General features: G+C 72.1%; 14 protein-coding genes. All 14 read right to left on the bottom strand.

Annotated features, from left to right (window positions below; translation table 11 throughout):
* Nucleotides 1–90: 90 nt before the first annotated feature.
* The 14 genes from ACIOJE_RS01270 to ACIOJE_RS01335 all read right to left on the bottom strand — a co-directional run bounded on the left by ACIOJE_RS01270 (nucleotide 91) and on the right by ACIOJE_RS01335 (nucleotide 15,511).
* On the bottom strand, nucleotides 91–2,610 hold the full coding sequence (locus tag ACIOJE_RS01270) for an ATP-dependent Clp protease ATP-binding subunit (RefSeq protein ID WP_280675510.1): 2,520 nt from the start codon (nucleotides 2,608–2,610) through the stop codon (nucleotides 91–93).
* 646 nt (nucleotides 2,611–3,256) lie between these two features.
* On the bottom strand, nucleotides 3,257–3,607 hold the full coding sequence (locus ACIOJE_RS01275; protein WP_280675508.1) for an Lsr2 family protein: 351 nt from the start codon (nucleotides 3,605–3,607) through the stop codon (nucleotides 3,257–3,259).
* A gap of 92 nt (nucleotides 3,608–3,699) precedes the next feature.
* Complete coding sequence (locus ACIOJE_RS01280) at nucleotides 3,700–4,236, bottom strand: amino-acid N-acetyltransferase (protein ID WP_280675506.1); 537 nt, start codon at nucleotides 4,234–4,236, stop codon at nucleotides 3,700–3,702.
* Nucleotides 4,237–4,246: 10 nt separating this feature from the next.
* Nucleotides 4,247–4,684, bottom strand: a complete 438-nt coding sequence (locus ACIOJE_RS01285) for a BlaI/MecI/CopY family transcriptional regulator (RefSeq protein ID WP_280675801.1) — start codon at nucleotides 4,682–4,684, stop codon at nucleotides 4,247–4,249.
* 264 nt (nucleotides 4,685–4,948) lie between these two features.
* The gene (gene lysX, locus ACIOJE_RS01290) at nucleotides 4,949–6,505 is read right to left on the bottom strand and encodes a bifunctional lysylphosphatidylglycerol synthetase/lysine--tRNA ligase LysX (protein ID WP_280675504.1); all 1,557 of its coding nucleotides are present in this window, start codon (nucleotides 6,503–6,505) and stop codon (nucleotides 4,949–4,951) included.
* A 95-nt stretch (nucleotides 6,506–6,600) separates the two neighbouring features.
* Complete coding sequence (locus ACIOJE_RS01295) at nucleotides 6,601–7,341, bottom strand: hypothetical protein (RefSeq protein WP_280675502.1); 741 nt, start codon at nucleotides 7,339–7,341, stop codon at nucleotides 6,601–6,603.
* A 124-nt stretch (nucleotides 7,342–7,465) separates the two neighbouring features.
* Nucleotides 7,466–8,254, bottom strand: a complete 789-nt coding sequence (locus ACIOJE_RS01300; protein WP_280675500.1) for a type III pantothenate kinase — start codon at nucleotides 8,252–8,254, stop codon at nucleotides 7,466–7,468.
* Between the two features lie 29 nt (nucleotides 8,255–8,283).
* Nucleotides 8,284–9,255: a carboxylating nicotinate-nucleotide diphosphorylase gene (nadC, locus tag ACIOJE_RS01305; RefSeq protein ID WP_280675498.1), complete on the bottom strand. Its 972-nt coding sequence runs from the start codon at nucleotides 9,253–9,255 to the stop codon at nucleotides 8,284–8,286.
* Nucleotides 9,256–9,259: 4 nt separating this feature from the next.
* On the bottom strand, nucleotides 9,260–10,933 hold the full coding sequence (locus ACIOJE_RS01310; RefSeq protein ID WP_400772579.1) for an L-aspartate oxidase: 1,674 nt from the start codon (nucleotides 10,931–10,933) through the stop codon (nucleotides 9,260–9,262).
* Between the two features lie 16 nt (nucleotides 10,934–10,949).
* Complete coding sequence (gene panD, locus ACIOJE_RS01315; protein WP_400772580.1) at nucleotides 10,950–11,399, bottom strand: aspartate 1-decarboxylase; 450 nt, start codon at nucleotides 11,397–11,399, stop codon at nucleotides 10,950–10,952.
* Between the two features lie 75 nt (nucleotides 11,400–11,474).
* A complete protein-coding gene (panC, locus tag ACIOJE_RS01320; RefSeq protein ID WP_400772582.1) occupies nucleotides 11,475–12,380 on the bottom strand; it encodes a pantoate--beta-alanine ligase in 906 nt (301 codons plus the stop codon).
* A 145-nt stretch (nucleotides 12,381–12,525) separates the two neighbouring features.
* A complete protein-coding gene (locus ACIOJE_RS01325; RefSeq protein ID WP_280675799.1) occupies nucleotides 12,526–13,392 on the bottom strand; it encodes a Rossmann-like and DUF2520 domain-containing protein in 867 nt (288 codons plus the stop codon).
* 199 nt (nucleotides 13,393–13,591) lie between these two features.
* Nucleotides 13,592–14,281, bottom strand: a complete 690-nt coding sequence (locus ACIOJE_RS01330; RefSeq protein ID WP_400772584.1) for a response regulator — start codon at nucleotides 14,279–14,281, stop codon at nucleotides 13,592–13,594.
* Nucleotides 14,282–14,320: 39 nt separating this feature from the next.
* Nucleotides 14,321–15,511 (bottom strand): sensor histidine kinase, encoded by a 1,191-nt coding sequence (locus ACIOJE_RS01335; RefSeq protein WP_400772811.1) that lies wholly within the window; start codon nucleotides 15,509–15,511, stop codon nucleotides 14,321–14,323.
* Nucleotides 15,512–15,544: the final 33 nt, after the last annotated feature.

Raw genomic sequence — 15,544 nt, forward strand, 5'->3', positions numbered from 1 at the left:
GGAACCCCGGATCGGGGCGACCGGAACGCACCGAGCCCCCGGCGCGGACGCCGGGGGCTCGGTGGCTGTGAAGTTGTCTGTTAAATGTTGTTACTTCGTCAGGTCCGGACCTGACGAGGCAACCGCGGCCGGGGTGTCCGCGACGGCCGACTTCTCCTCACCGCGGAAGGTGAACTTGGCCTCCTTGCCCTCACCCTCGACGTCGACGACGACGATGTGGCCGGCCCGCAGCTCGCCGAAGAGGATCTTCTCGGAGAGGTGGTCCTCGATCTCGCGCTGGATCGTGCGGCGCAGCGGACGGGCACCCAGGATCGGGTCGTAGCCGCGCTTGGCCAGCAGCTTCTTGGCCTCGACGCTGAGCTCCAGGCCCATGTCCCGGTCCTTGAGCCGCTCGTCCACCTTGTCGATCATCAGGTCGACGATCTGGATGATGTCGTCCTCGGACAGCTGGTGGAACACCACGATGTCGTCGACGCGGTTCAGGAACTCGGGGCGGAAGTGCTGCTTGAGCTCGTCGCCGACCTTCGCCTTCATCCGCTCGTACCCGCTCTGGGTGTCACCCGTGGCCGCGAAGCCCAGGTTGAAGCCCTTGGAGATGTCCCGGGTGCCGAGGTTGGTCGTCATGATGATGACGGTGTTCTTGAAGTCGACCACGCGGCCCTGGGAGTCGGTCAGGCGACCGTCCTCCAGGATCTGCAGCAGCGAGTTGAAGATGTCCGGGTGGGCCTTCTCGACCTCGTCGAAGAGGACGACCGAGAACGGCTTGCGGCGGACCTTCTCGGTCAGCTGGCCGCCCTCCTCGTAGCCCACGTAGCCGGGGGGCGAACCGAAGAGCCGCGAGACGGTGTGCTTCTCGGAGAACTCGGACATGTCGAGCGCGATCAGCGCGTCCTCGTCCCCGAAGAGGAACTCGGCGAGCGTCTTGGACAGCTCGGTCTTACCGACACCGGACGGGCCGGCGAAGATGAACGAGCCGCCGGGGCGCTTCGGGTCCTTGAGGCCCGCACGGGTGCGCCGGATAGCCTGGGAGAGCGCCTTGATGGCGTCCTTCTGGCCGATGACGCGCTTGTGCAGCTCGTCCTCCATGCGCAGCAGACGCGAGGTCTCCTCCTCGGTCAGCTTGAAGACCGGGATGCCGGTGGCGGTGGCCAGGACCTCGGCGATGAGCTCCTCGTTGACCTCCGCGACGACGTCCATGTCGCCGGCCTTCCACTCCTTCTCGCGCTTGGCCTTGGCCTGCAGGAGCTGCTTCTCGTCGTCGCGCAGGGACGCGGCCTTCTCGAAGTCCTGCGCGTCGATCGCGCTCTCCTTCTCGCGGCGCACGTCGGCGATCTTCTCGTCGAACTCGCGCAGGTCCGGCGGCGCGGTCATCCGACGGATCCGCATTCGCGAGCCGGCCTCGTCGATCAGGTCGATCGCCTTGTCCGGCAGGAAGCGGTCCGAGATGTACCGGTCGGCCAGGGTGGCGGCGGCGACCAGCGCGGCGTCCGTGATGGAGACCCGGTGGTGGGCCTCGTAGCGGTCGCGCAGACCCTTGAGGATCTCGATGGTGTGCGGCAGCGACGGCTCGGCGACCTGGATCGGCTGGAAGCGGCGCTCCAGCGCGGCGTCCTTCTCCAGGTGCTTGCGGTACTCGTCCAGGGTGGTGGCACCGATGGTCTGCAGCTCGCCGCGGGCCAGCATGGGCTTGAGGATGCTGGCGGCGTCGATGGCGCCCTCGGCGGCGCCCGCGCCGACCAGGGTGTGCAGCTCGTCGATGAACAGGATGATGTCGCCGCGGGTGCGGATCTCCTTGAGCACCTTCTTCAGGCGCTCCTCGAAGTCACCGCGGTAGCGCGAGCCGGCCACCAGGGCGCCCAGGTCCAGCGTGTAGAGCTGCTTGTCCTTGAGCGTCTCCGGGACCTCGCCCTTGACGATCGCCTGCGCCAGGCCCTCGACCACGGCGGTCTTGCCCACACCGGGCTCGCCGATCAGGACCGGGTTGTTCTTGGTGCGGCGGGACAGCACCTGCATGACCCGCTCGATCTCCTTCTCGCGCCCGATGACCGGGTCGAGCTTGGCCTCGCGGGCGGCCTGGGTGAGGTTGCGGCCGAACTGGTCCAGGACCAGCGAGGTCGACGGGGTGCCCTCGGCGGGACCGCCGGCCGTGGCCGACTCCTTGCCGCCGCCGGTCTGGTAGCCGGAGAGCAGCTGGATGACCTGCTGGCGCACCCGGTTGAGGTCGGCACCCAGCTTGACCAGGACCTGGGCGGCGACGCCCTCGCCCTCGCGGATCAGGCCGAGCAGGATGTGCTCGGTGCCGATGTAGTTGTGGCCGAGCTGCAGCGCCTCCCGGAGCGACAGCTCCAGGACCTTCTTCGCCCGGGGGGTGAAGGGAATGTGACCGGACGGGGCCTGCTGGCCCTGGCCGATGATCTCCTCGACCTGCTGGCGTACGGCCTCAAGAGAAATCCCGAGGCTCTCCAGGGCCTTTGCGGCGACGCCCTCGCCCTCGTGGATCAGACCCAGGAGGATGTGCTCGGTGCCGATGTAGTTGTGGTTGAGCATCCGGGCTTCTTCCTGAGCCAGGACGACAACCCGCCGCGCGCGGTCGGTGAACCTCTCGAACATCGTTTATCGCTCCTCAGAGCGGTCGGGCAGTTCGGGGTCGGTCCCCGCCCTGTCCTTCCGCATGCTAGTCCCGCTCAGCGGCGCGGCCCACGGATTCACTCCCCGGTACGGGAGCGAGATGCTGCGCGACCAACCGACACCAATCCCAACCTGATGCTGGGAAACGGTGTTCCCACAGGTGGCCCGGATGCACCGGATACCGCTACGCCATCGGCGAACAAGAACCGCCGGGACGGAGCCGGGCCGTCTCCGGCCGGTCACGCATACTGCCCCTGGACAGGTCGACGAACCCGTCCACCTGCATTCATACCCGGTATCGGGGCGGTTCTCGCGCAGTTTCCGCGGTGGCGGTGTTCGCCTGGCGAGAAGTCGCGCCGCGGGAACGGCCGTTCAGTGCGGCCGGTGCGGCCGGTGCGGCCGGTACGCCACCCGGTGGTGTCGGCGTTACCGCTCCGCCTCTACAGCGTTGCACGGGTCGTGATTGTTCCGCCGCCCGGACGCCCCCCGGTCCCGGCGGCCCCGCGCCCCTGCGGGTGCGCGCCGCGGGGCGCGGAGGAGAGTCCTCCGCGCCCCGCGCGTGTGTCGTCGGCGCCCTGTGCGGCCGCCGGGGCCCCGCGCCCGCTCCGGCGTTCCGGTGGCGCCGGGGTCAGGACGCGTTGGCGTCCTCGTAGGCCTGGCGCACGTTGCTCGGCACCCGGCCGCGGTCGTTGACCTCCATGCCCTGCTCCTTGGCCCACGCGCGGATCTTCGCGGTGTCCGGCGCGCTGCCCGAGGGGCGCGGCGCGGTGCCGCGGCCCGGGCGCCGGGCGCCTGCGAGCCGGCCGCTCTGCTTGCGGCCCTTCTCCACGTACGGCGCCAGCAGACCGCGAAGCTTGTCCGCGTTGGCGCTCTTCAGGTCGATCTCGTAGGCAACGCCGTCGAGCGCGAACGTCACCGTCTCGTCCGCCGAACCGCCGTCGAGATCGTCTTCAAGAATGACCTGCACCCTCTGTGCCACGGGCTTCCCTTTCCGCTAAACGACCCATTGCCTAAGGAAAGGAAAGCGCCTTTCTCCGGAAAACACAAACCCTTGACCGGCGCGGGAGCGGTTCAGAGGTGCAGCAGCATGCGCGAGTTGCCCAGTGTGTTGGGCTTCACCCGCTCCAGGTCAAGGAACTCCGCGACACCTTCATCGTACGAGCGGAGAAGTTCCTCATAGACATCCGTAGCGATCGCCGCCGGGTCTGTCGTACCATCATCGGTTTCCTGAAGCTCACCGATCTCGACGAAACCGTGTTTCGCGAAGAACGGCACCTCGAACGTCAAGCAGAAAATCCGACGGACGCCGAGCCAGCGCGCCGTCTGCAGCAGCTTGTCCAGCAGCAGATGCCCGACCCCGAAGCCCCGGCAGGACGGGTCGACCGCGAGCGTGCGGACCTCGGCGAGGTCCTCCCACATCACGTGCAGGGCGCCGCAGGCCACCACCGTGCCGGTGTCGTCGCGTTCCGCGACCCAGAACTCCTGGACGGATTCGAACAGTGTGACTGTGGGCTTGTCGAGCAGAATGCCGTCGCGTGCGTAGGCGTCGATGAGCCCGCGCACGGCCCGCACGTCCGTGGTCCGCGCACGGCGGATGGTGACCTCCATGGCGGGGACGTTATCGCGTCGCGCCCGGCGCGGTCTCCCCGGTATCCGGCCCCGGCTCCGCGGAATCGGCGGGCGGCGGATCGGGCGGGAACAGAGCGGAGACCCGCAAGGCGTCCCGGAGTGCCTCGCGCTGCCCGGGGGACATCAGGCCGAAGAAGTGCACCAGGGCCGCCGCCGGATTGTCACTGGTGGCCCACGCGTCGTTCATCAGCGCCGCGGTGTACGCCTCGCGGGACGAGACCGGTTCATATCGATAGGCCCGGCCGACCCGCTCACGGCGCAGCCAGCCCTTTCTGTGGAGCTTGTCCAGGACGGTCATCACGGTGGTGTACGCGATTTCGCGTTCCGACCGCAGATCCAGGAGAACCTCGCGAACCGTCACCGGTCGGTTCCACCGCCACACCCGGGTCATGATGGCGTTCTCAAGTTCGCCGAGTTGCCGGACCATAGTGCGGCCAGGATAGGGAGTGAATGGGGCAAATCTTGTGAAGTGCGCCAAACCGGCGCGCCGCCACCCCCGGAATCGGGAATGGCGGCGCACCGTTCGTTCGGGCGGCTGACGGCGTCAGTCGCGGGTTCGCTCGCGGGTCAGTCGAGGTCTTCCTTGGCCTTCTGGGCTCCGCCCTGGCTGCGGATGATGGCCCGCACCAGGAATCCGAAGCCGATCGCCATGACCAGCGGCGGCACGATCGCGCTGACGTAGTCCATCAGGTCACTCCTCCTCGGTCTTCTCCGCCGTCACGGCGGAAGCCTTCGCCTCCGGCTTCACCAGCGGGAAGAGCACGGTCTCCCGGATGTTCTTGCCGGTCAGCAGCATGATCAGGCGGTCCACCCCGAGGCCGAGGCCACCGGTCGGCGGCATCGCGTACTCCAGGGCCCGCAGGAAGTCCTCGTCGATCTGCATCGCCTCGACGTCGCCGCCGGCCGCCAGCAGGGACTGCGCGGTCAGGCGGGCGCGCTGCTCGACCGGGTCGACCAGCTCGGAGTAGGCGGTGCCGATCTCGGTCCCGAAGATCACCAGGTCCCACTTCTCGGCCACGCCCGGCACCGAGCGGTGCTGGCGGGTCAGCGGGGAGACCTCGGTCGGGTAGTCCTTGATGAAGGTCGGCCGGACGGCGTTCTCCTCCAGCAGGCGCTCGACCATCTCCAGCACGATCTGGCCGTGGCCCCAGTCCTTCTCGAACGGGATGCCGTGGTCGAAGGCCAGCTTGCGCAGCTCCTCGACGCCGGTCTCCGGAGTGACCTCGACGCCCAGGTGGGCGGAGATGCCCGGGTAGACGGAGACCTCCTCCCACGGCTCGGCCAGGTCGATCTCGTGCTCCACGCCGTGCGCGTCCACGCCCTTGATGACCGTGGTGCCCAGCGCGTCCCGGGCCGCGTTCACGATCGTCTCGCGGATCAGCTCGGCCTGGGTGTCGTAGTCGCCGTACGCCTCGTACGACTCCAGCGAGGTGAACTCCGGGTTGTGGGTGGAGTCCGCGCCCTCGTTGCGGAAGTTGCGGTTGATCTCGAAGACCTTCTCGGCGCCGCCGACCACCAGCCGCTTGAGGTACAGCTCGGGGGCGATGCGCAGGTAGAGGTCGATGTCGTACGCGTTGATGTGCGTCTTGAACGGGCGCGCGTTGGCGCCGCCGTGCACCGGCTGCAGCATCGGGGTCTCGACCTCGATGTAGCCGCGGTCCTCGTAGGTGCGGCGGATCGAGCGGACCACCTTGCTGCGCAGGTGCAGGATCTCGCGGGCCTCGGGGTTGACGATCAGGTCGACGTACCGCTGGCGGACCCGGGCCTCCGGGTCGGTCAGGCCCTTGTGCTTGTCCGGCAGCGGGCGCAGGCACTTGGCGGTGAGCTCCCAGCGGTCCACCATCACCGACAGCTCGCCGCGCTTGGAGGTGATCACCTCGCCCTCGACGCCGACCTGGTCGCCCAGGTCGATGTCCGCCTTCCAGGCCGCCAGCCGCTCCGCGCCCAGCTTGTCCAGGGAGAACATCACCTGGAGGTCGCCGGTGCCGTCGCGCAGCGTGGCGAAGCAGAGCTTGCCGCCGGTGCGGGAGAGGATCACCCGGCCGGCGACGCCGGCCCGCTCGCCGGTCGCGGTGTCGGGCTCCAGGTCCGGGTGCTTGGCGCGCAGGTCAGCGATGGTGCTGGTCCGGGGGAAGCCGACCGGGTAGGGGTCGACACCGGCCGCCCGAAGCCGGTCCAGCTTCTCGCGCCGGACGCGCATCTGCTCGGGAAGGTCGTCGGTCGCGGGGATGGGGCTCTGATCGCTCACCCCACAAGGGTAGCCAGCCACACACCGTGCTCCGCCACGGGATAACGCAAGAGGGGAGACCGCGTCGGCGGTCTCCCCTCACGGGCGGGGGCGGCTCAGCCCGTGCCGGTGGCGAGTTCGATGTCGTCGGGGGCCGGGGTGGCGGGGGGCGTGGGGTGGGTGGGGGGCTTGGGGCGGCGGCCGAAGAGTTCGGCCGGGGTGGGCATCCGGCGCGTCCGGGGCGGGGTCTGGGGGGCGGCGGGCCGCTCGGCGGGGGAGTCGGTGCTGCTCATCGTGATCCGTCCTCCAAGAGGGGTGGGGAAACTGCTCGGGGGTGCGGCGGGGCTCGGTACGGCGACGAGGTGGCGGTGCTGCCCGGTGGTGAGGGCGAGCCGCTCGCGGACGGCGGCCTCGGCCAGCGCGTGGCAACGGCCGGCCAGCCGGGAGCGGCGGGCGCGTTCGCTGTGGCCGCAGGGCTGGCGGGTCAGCCCGCGCAGCGCGGTGAGGTCCTCGGGGCCGGGCAGGTAGCCGTCGGTCACGGCCTCCTCCAGACGCTCCAGGTAGCCGGGGGCGCTGCCGGGCAGGGCGGCCCGGTAGCGCCCGAGGTCGGCGAGCAGGAAGGCGCGCAGTCGGCCGCCCTCCTGGACGGCCTCGTCGATCGCCTCGGTCAGACGCAGCGCGTCCTGGACGTCCTCCGCCCACAGCTCGGCGCCCGGACCGGCGAACACCGGACGGTCGGGCCCCTGGAGGTGGACGGGGACGGCGGGGTGGAGGGCTTGGGCGAGGGCGCGGCGCAGCACGCGGACTTCGTCGGCGCTGAAGGCCATGCCGCCGCGCGATCCGTGTGGCGTAGGCATGGGCTGACACTACGTGAGGAATATCCGATTTGTCGGTAACGTCGCGCCGACGCCCCGCGTTCGGCCCGGTGGAATCGGCCGCCGGAGTGGGAGGACGTCCTGGGGCGGGGGTCCTGAGGCCTGCTCAGGTGGTGGGGCGGTTGCGCTCGTAGACCAGGCGCAGGCCGATCAGGGTGAGCCAGGGCTCGTGGACGTCGATGGTGGTGGCCTCGCCGAGGACCAGCGGGGCCAGGCCGCCGGTGGCGATCACCTGGACGTCGTCCGGGTCCTTGGCGAGTTCCTTGGCCATCCGGTCGACCAGGCCGTCGACCTGGCCCGCGAAGCCGTACAGGATGCCGGACTGCATGCCCTCGACGGTGTTCTTGCCGATCACGTTGCGCGGCCGGGCCAGCTCGATCTTGCGCAGCTGGGCGCCGCGGACGCCGAGCGCCTCCACCGAGATCTCGATGCCGGGGGCGATCGCGCCGCCCACGTAGTCGCCGCGGGCGTTGACGGCGTCGAAGGTGGTGGCGGTGCCGAAGTCGACCACGATGCACGGGCCGCCGTACAGGTGGTTGGCGGCCAGCGCGTTCACGATCCGGTCGGCGCCGACCTCCTTGGGGTTGTCCATCAGGACGTGCACCCCGGTCTTCACGCCGGGCTCCACGATCACCGCGGGGACGTCGCCGTAGTAGCGGCGGGTCACCTCGCGGAGCTCGTGGAGCACGGCGGGAACGGACGAGCAGATCGCCAGGCCCTCCACCGAGGCCTCCCGCACCGCGGTGTGGTTGCCCATCAACCCCTGCAGCAGCACCGCCAGTTCATCGGCCGTGCGGCGCGGGTCGGTGGAGATCCGCCAGTGTTCGACCACTTCCTCGCCGTCGAACAGGCCGAGCGTGGTCTGGGTGTTGCCGACGTCGATGGTGAGGAGCATGGGGCGCTTTCTGCGAGTCGGGACGAAGGTCAGGCGCGCAGGTCGAGGCCGATGTCCAGGATCGGCGCGGAGTGGGTGAGCGCGCCCACGGCCAGGTAGTCGACACCAGTCTGGGCGACCTCGCGCGCGGTGGCCAGGGTCAGACCGCCGGAGGCCTCCAGCTTCGCCCGCCCGGACACCAGCTCGACGGCCTCCTTGAGCTGCGCGACGGGGAAGTTGTCCAGCAGGATCAGGTCGGCGCCGGCCTCCAGCACCGGCGGGATCTGCTCCAGGGTGTCGACCTCGACCTCGACCGGCAGGTCGGGGTAGGCGGCCTTGACGGCCCGGAACGCCTCGGCCACGCCGCCGGCCGCGACCACGTGGTTGTCCTTGACCAGGGCGGCGTCGGACAGCGCCATCCGGTGGTTGGCGCCGCCGCCGCAGCGCACCGCGAACTTCTCCAGCGAGCGCAGGCCCGGGGTGGTCTTGCGGGTGTCCCGGACGACGGCGCCGGTGCCCTCCAGGGCGTCCGCCCAGGCGCGGGTCGCGGTGGCGATGCCGGACAGGTGGCAGAGCAGGTTGAGCGCGCTGCGCTCGGCGGTGAGCAGGTCGCGGGTGCGGGAGCGGACCGAGAGCAGCACCTGGCCGGCCTCGACCCGGTCGCCGTCCTGGACGTGCCGCTCGACCTCGAACTCCTCCTCGCAGACCAGCGAGACGACCGCCTCGGCGACCCGCAGGCCGGCCACCACGCCGGCCTGGCGGGCGGTGAAGTCGGCGGTGGCGACGGCCTCGGCGGGCACGGTGGCCACCGAGGTGACGTCCTCGCCGCCGGCCAGGTCCTCGGCCAGCGCCAGGGTGGCGATGTCCTCGACCTCGATCGGGTCCAGTCCGGCCTGCTCCAGCAGCTCGGCCAGCTGCGGGTCCAGGCCGGTCTCGTAGCCCTCGCCGTCCCCGCAGGCGCAGCCGTCGCCGCAGCCGCCCTGGTCGTCGGCCAGGGGGAGTTCCTCGTGGGAGTGGGTCATGGTTCTACTGCTCCTCAGGGGTGCTGACGGGGTCGCCGGAGGCGGTGAGGGTGGTGATCAGGTGGCGCCGCCAGTGGGCGTCGTCGCGCTCGGGGAAGTCCTCGCGCCAGTGGCAGCCGCGGGTCTCCTCGCGCTGCGCGGCGGCCGCGACCAGCGCGGTGGCGACCAGCAGCAGGTTGGCGGCCTCCCAGGTCTCCACCCGGGGGTCGGCCGGCTTCTCCTCGGCCACGTGGAAGTGGGCCTGCTCGGCGAGCAGGGCCAGCCCGGCGGCGGTGTCGGCCATCGAGGCGGCCGAGCGCACCACGCCCGCGCCGCGCGACATCAGCCGCTGGATCTCGGCCCGGGCCTCGGACGGCGGCAGCGGCACCGCCTGCGCGGCCCGCGCCGTGGCGACGTCCACCGTGCGCTCGGGCAGCTCGCCGGCCGTGTGCCGGCCGGCCAGGTCGGCGGCGATCCGCTCGGCGAAGACCAGGCCCTCCAGCAGCGAGTTGGAGGCCAGCCGGTTGGCGCCGTGCACCCCGGTGCAGGCGACCTCGCCGCAGGCGTACAGGCCCGGAACGCTGGTGCGGCCCCGAGGGTCGGTGCGGATGCCGCCGGAGGCGTGGTGGGCGGCCGGGGCGACCGGGATCGGTTCGGTGACCGGGTCGATGCCGTGCGCGCGGCAGGAGGCGAGGATGGTGGGGAAGCGGTGCTCCCACATCTCGGCGCCGAAGTGCCGCCCGTCCAGGTACATGTGCTCGGCGCCCTGCTCCTGCATGCGCCGGGTGATCGCCTTGGCGACGATGTCGCGCGGGGCCAGCTCGGCCAGCTCGTGCTGCCCGACCATGAAGCGGACGCCGTCCGCGTCGACCAGGTGGGCGCCCTCGCCGCGGACCGCCTCGGAGACCAGCGGCTGCTGGCCCTCGGCGTCCGGGCCGAGCCAGAGCACGGTGGGGTGGAACTGGACGAACTCCAGGTCGGTGACGGCGGCGCCGGCCCGCAGGGCCAGGGCCACGCCGTCGCCGGTGGAGACCGCCGGGTTGGTGGTGGCGGAGAAGACCTGGCCCATGCCGCCGGTGGCGAGCACCACCGCGCGGGCCCGGACGGCGCCGACGCCGTCGCGCTGGCCCTCGCCCATCACGTGCAGGGTCAGCCCGGCGGCGTGGCCCTCGGCGTCGGTCAGCAGGTCGAGGACGAGCGCGTGCTCGATCAGCTCGATGTCGGGGTCGGTGCGGACGGCGGAGACCAGGGCGCGCGATATCTCGGCGCCGGTCGCGTCCCCGCCCGCGTGGACGATCCGGCGGCGGTGGTGGCCGCCCTCGCGGGTCAGCAGGATCTCGCCGTCCTCGCCCCGGTCGAACAGGGCGCCGGTGGCGATCAGCCGGCGGACGGCGTCCGGGCCCTCGGTGACCAGGGTGCGGACGGCCTCCTCGTCACAGACCCCGGCGCCGGCCACCAGGGTGTCGTCCAGGTGCTGCTCGGGGGAGTCCCCCTCGCCCAGGGCGGCCGCGATGCCGCCCTGGGCCCAGCGGGTCGAGCCCTCGTCCAGCATCGCCTTGGTGACCACCATGGCCCGCAGGCCGGCCTTGCGGACGTTGAGGGCGACGGTGAGACCGGCCACCCCGGAGCCGACCACGACCACGTCGGTGGTGGCGGTCCAGCCGGGGGCGGGGGCGGTGAGGCGATGCGTGGCGGACATGACGTCAGTGGCTCCTTCAGCGCGCGGCGGTCGGGGCCGCGCCGTTGCCGTCACCGTACGCCTTGTCGCCGCGGAGCAGTCCGGTGCCCTCCGAGGCCTCGGCCGGGTCGCCGCCCAGGCCGGTGATCCGGTTCCGCTCGTCCACGAAGACGATCCGCGGCTCGTAGCCCTTGGCCTCGGCCGTGTCCATCTGCCCGTAGGCGATGAGTATGACGAGGTCGCCGGGGTGGACCAGACGGGCGGCGGCGCCGTTGATGCCGATCACGCCGGAGCCGCGCGGGCCGGCGATGGTGTAGGTCTCCAGCCGGGCGCCGTTGTTGATGTCGACGATGTGGACCAGCTCGCCGGGGAGCAGGTCGGCGGCGTCGAGCAGGTCCTCGTCCACCGTGACCGAGCCGACGTAGTGCAGGTCGGCCTGGGTCACGGTGGCCCGGTGGATCTTGGACTTGAGCATGGTGCGGAGCATGGGGTCACGCCTCCTGTGAGTGCATGCCTGGGGGAACGAGCTGCCGGACGACGGTGGGGACGGGGTCCTGGCGGACTAGCGGACGATGATGCGGACGTTGTCGATCAGGCGGGTGGTGCCCACCGTCGCGGCGACGGCCAGCACCGCCTCGCCCTGGAAGTCCTCCGCCGCCTCGGTGAAGGCGTGCGGGTCGATCAAGGCGAGGTAGTCAAGGGTGACACCCCCGGCCGCGTCCAGGACCGCCGAGGCGGCCTCGCGGACGGCCTTGGGGCCCTGGGCGGCCGCGTCCCGGCCGGCGAACAGGGCCTTGGAGAGGGCGAGGGCCTGCTCGCGCTCCTCGGCGGAGAGGTAGCGGTTGCGCGAGGAGCGCGCCAGCCCGTCCTCCTCGCGGGCGGTCGGCACCCCGACGATCTCGACGTCGAAGTCCAGGTCGGCGACCATCCGCTGGATGACCGCCAGCTGCTGGGCGTCCTTCTCGCCGAAGAAGGCGAAGTCCGGGTCGGTGATGTGCAGCAGCTTGGCCACCACCGTCAGCACGCCGTCGAAGTGGCCGGGGCGGGTGGCGCCCTCGAAGCGTTCGCCCATCGGGCCGGCCGACAGGCGCACCTGCGGCTCGCCGTTCGGGTACACCTCGTCGACGGAGGGCGCGAACACCACGTCGGCGCCGTTCTCCTCGGCCAGCCGCACGTCCTCGTCCAGGGAGCGCGGGTAGCGCTCCAGGTCCTCGGCCGGGCCGAACTGCAGCGGGTTGACGAAGACCGTCACCGCCACCCGGCCGTCCTGGCCGACCTGCTTGCGGGCGGCCCGGATCAGGGCGGCGTGGCCCTCGTGCAGCGCGCCCATGGTCATCACGACGGCGTTGTCGACCGGTCGCTCGTCCGGCCAGAACGCGGCCTCGAAGTCGTCCACGGTGTGGGTGACGACGGCCCGGTGGACCTTCGGCGCCCGCTGGGGCTTGCTTCGCTGGGCCTTGCCCGCCATTCCTGCACTCCTTCGCTCATCGGCTGCGCGAGGTTCCGCCGCCTTGTTGCGCTCCGTCCCGTGCGGTGACGCACCGGGCAGGGCTTGTCCGTCATGAGGCCGCTCCGGCGGCCGGGTGGGAAGCCCGGTCTCGGCCGGGGCGGAGTCACTGGCGTTTCTCCTCGTCGAGGGCGTCCAGCACGGCGGCCGCGGAGTCGGTCGAGAGGGTTCCGTTCGCCACCGCCCGCTGGGCGGTGGCGCGGGCCATCGCCCGGTAGGCCGCCGGGATGTCCGGGGACACCGTACTGAGCTGCGCCAGGTGGCGCCGTACGGTCCCCGCGTCGCCCCGGGCGACCGGTCCGGTGAGGGCCGCGTCGCCGGAGCGCAGGCTGTTGTCCAGGGCGGCGCCGAGCAGCGGGCCGAGCAGCCGGCCGGGCTCGGCGACGCCGGCGGTGCGCAGCAGGTCCATCGCCTGCGCGACCAGGGTGACCAGGTGGTTCGCGCCGTGCGCGAGGGCCGTGTGGTAGAGCGGGCGGACGTCCTCCGGCACCCACTCCGGCTCGCCGCCCATCTCCACCACCAGCGCCTCGGCGACCGGCCGCAGCTCCTCGGGGGCGGTCACCCCGAACGGGCAGCCGGCCAGCCGGTCCAGGTCGACGGAGGTGCCGGTGAAGGTCATCGCCGGGTGCAGCGCCAGCGGCAGTGCCCCGGCCAGGGTGGCGGGCTCCAGGATGCCGACGCCGTGCGCGCCGGAGGTGTGCACCAGCAGCTGCCCGGGACGGACGGCGCCGGTCGCGGCGAGGCCGGCCACCAGGTCGGCCAGCGCGTCGTCCGGCACGGTGAGCAGCACCAGGTCGGCGGCGGCCAGCACCTGCGGCGGGGTGACGATCCGCACCCCGGGCAGCAGCGCCTCGGCGCGGCGGCGGGAGGTGGTGGACACCCCGGAGGCGGCGACCACGGTGTGCCCGGCGAGGCGCAGGGCGGCGCCCAGCGCCGGGCCGACCCGGCCGGTGCCGACCACGCCGACGGCCAGCCGGGCCGGGCGGTTGCCGGGGTCGCCCGGGTCGCCGAAGCCGTCGGCGAGCGGGGCGAAGTCGCCGTAGGCGGCGCGGTCGGCACTGTCGGACGTGTTCACGGCCCGGCCCTCGTCCTTAACTCCTCGTTCCGGTCCTCTTCGGGTACCGGACGTACCGCGCCATTCTACGGGCGCTCAGCCGGTCCTCGACGGGTGCTCAGTCCGTCGCCCCGGCCCGGATCAGCCCGGCCTCGTAGGCGAGCACCACGGCCTGGACCCGGTCGCGCAGGCCGAGCTTGGCCAGGATCCGGCCGACGTGGGTCTTCACGGTGGCCTCGGAGAGCACCAGCCGGGCCGCGATCTCGCCGTTCGACAGACCCTGGGCGACCAGCAGGAACACCTCCCGCTCGCGCTCGGTCAGCGGGCCGAGGACGTCCTGGCCGGGTGCGTTCTGCGGGGTGGGCAGCACCTCGGCGAAGCGGTCGATCATGCGGCGGGTGGTGGTCGGCGCGACCACGGCGTCCCCGCCGTGCACCGCGCGGATCGCGGCCACCAGCTCGGTCGGCGGCACGTCCTTGAGCAGGAAGCCGCTGGCGCCGGCCTTGAGCGCGGCGAAGGCGTACTCGTCCAGGTCGAAGGTGGTCAGGATGAGCACGTGCGGGGCGTCGGGCAGCGGGCTGCCGTCCTCGGCCAGGCAGATCCGGCGGGTGGTCTGCACCCCGTCCAGGCGCGGCATCCGGACGTCCATCAGGATCACGTCCACCTGGGTGTGCCGCAGCCGTTCCAGGGCCTGGGCGCCGTCGCCCGCCTCGGCGGCGATCTCGATGTCGCCCTGCGACTGCAGGATCATCCGGAATCCGGTGCGCAGCAGTTCCTGGTCGTCGACGAGCATCACGCGGATGGTCAAGGTGGCTCCTTCGGGGGGCGTCGGGGCGACGGAGGGGGGTTAGTGGGCCGCCTTGAGCGGCAGGACGGCGCGGATCCGGAAGCCGCCGCCGGGGCGGGGGCCCACGTCGAGGCTGCCGCTGACCATGCCGACCCGCTCGCGCATGCCGATCAGGCCGTGGCCGAGGCCGTCCACACCGCCGGTGGCCAGTTGCTCGTCGGTGCTGCCGCGGCCGTCGTCCTCGACCAGGACGGCCAGCTCGCGCTCGCCGAAGTCGACCGCGACCCGGGCGTGCACGTCGGGGCCGCCGTGCTTGCGGACGTTGGTCAGCGCCTCCTGGACGATCCGGTAGACCGTCAGCTCGACGCCGCGCGGCAGCTCGCGCGGATGCCCGGAGGTCGCGTAGTCCACCTGCAGCCCGGCCGTGCGGACCTGCTCCAGCAGCTCGGGCAGCTCCTCGACGCCCGGCTGCGGCACGTACTCCTCGGCGGTGTCGGCGGTGCGCAGCACGCCCAGCAGACGGCGCATCTCGACCAGCGCCTGCCGGCCGGTGGACGCGATGGTGCTGAGCGCCTCCTTCGCCTGCTGCGGCGAGTTGTCCAGCACGTACGCGGCGCCGTCGGCCTGGACGATCATCACCGAGACGTTGTGCGCGACGACGTCGTGCAGCTCGCGGGCGATCCGGGCGCGCTCGGCGGCGACCGCCACCTTGGCCTGGGCGTCCCGCTCGCGCTCCAGCCGGGCGGCGCGGTCCTCCAGCTCGGTCAGGTAGGCGCGGCGCACCCTGGTCAGCCGGCCCCACGCCCAGCACAGGATGAACGGGGTGGTCATCAGCAGTGCGTAGACCGCCGCCTCGCTGAAGGTGTACGGGCGGGTGTGGAAGTCCCCGTTGCCGCTGGGGACGGTCTTCTCCGGGTGGATCCGCCAGAACGCCAGCGGCCCGGCGGCCAGCCCGGCGACCAGCGCCAGCCGGGACGTCCACTTCTGGCCGAAGGCGGCGCCGGTGTAGGCGAAGACCAGGTAGGCGAGGGAGGAGGCGGCCGGGTCGACGTCGGCGGCCACCTGGCCCAGTCCCACCCCGGTGGCGGCGGCCACGGTGACGTCGGGGAAGCGTCGGCGGACGACCATCAGGGCCGGCAGCAGCACCGCGATCAGGATCTGCGCGTCGAAGCGCCAGCCCTCGGGGAAGTTGTCGTTCGGCAGCAGGCCGAGGAACAGCACGATCGCTGCCCAGGCGGCGTCGACCACCATGGGGTGACGGCGGAGCCAGGCGTTGAGTCGATG

Origin of the sequence: Kitasatospora sp. NPDC087861 (assembly GCF_044742585.1) — a bacterium.
GTDB lineage: Bacteria > Actinomycetota > Actinomycetes > Streptomycetales > Streptomycetaceae > Kitasatospora.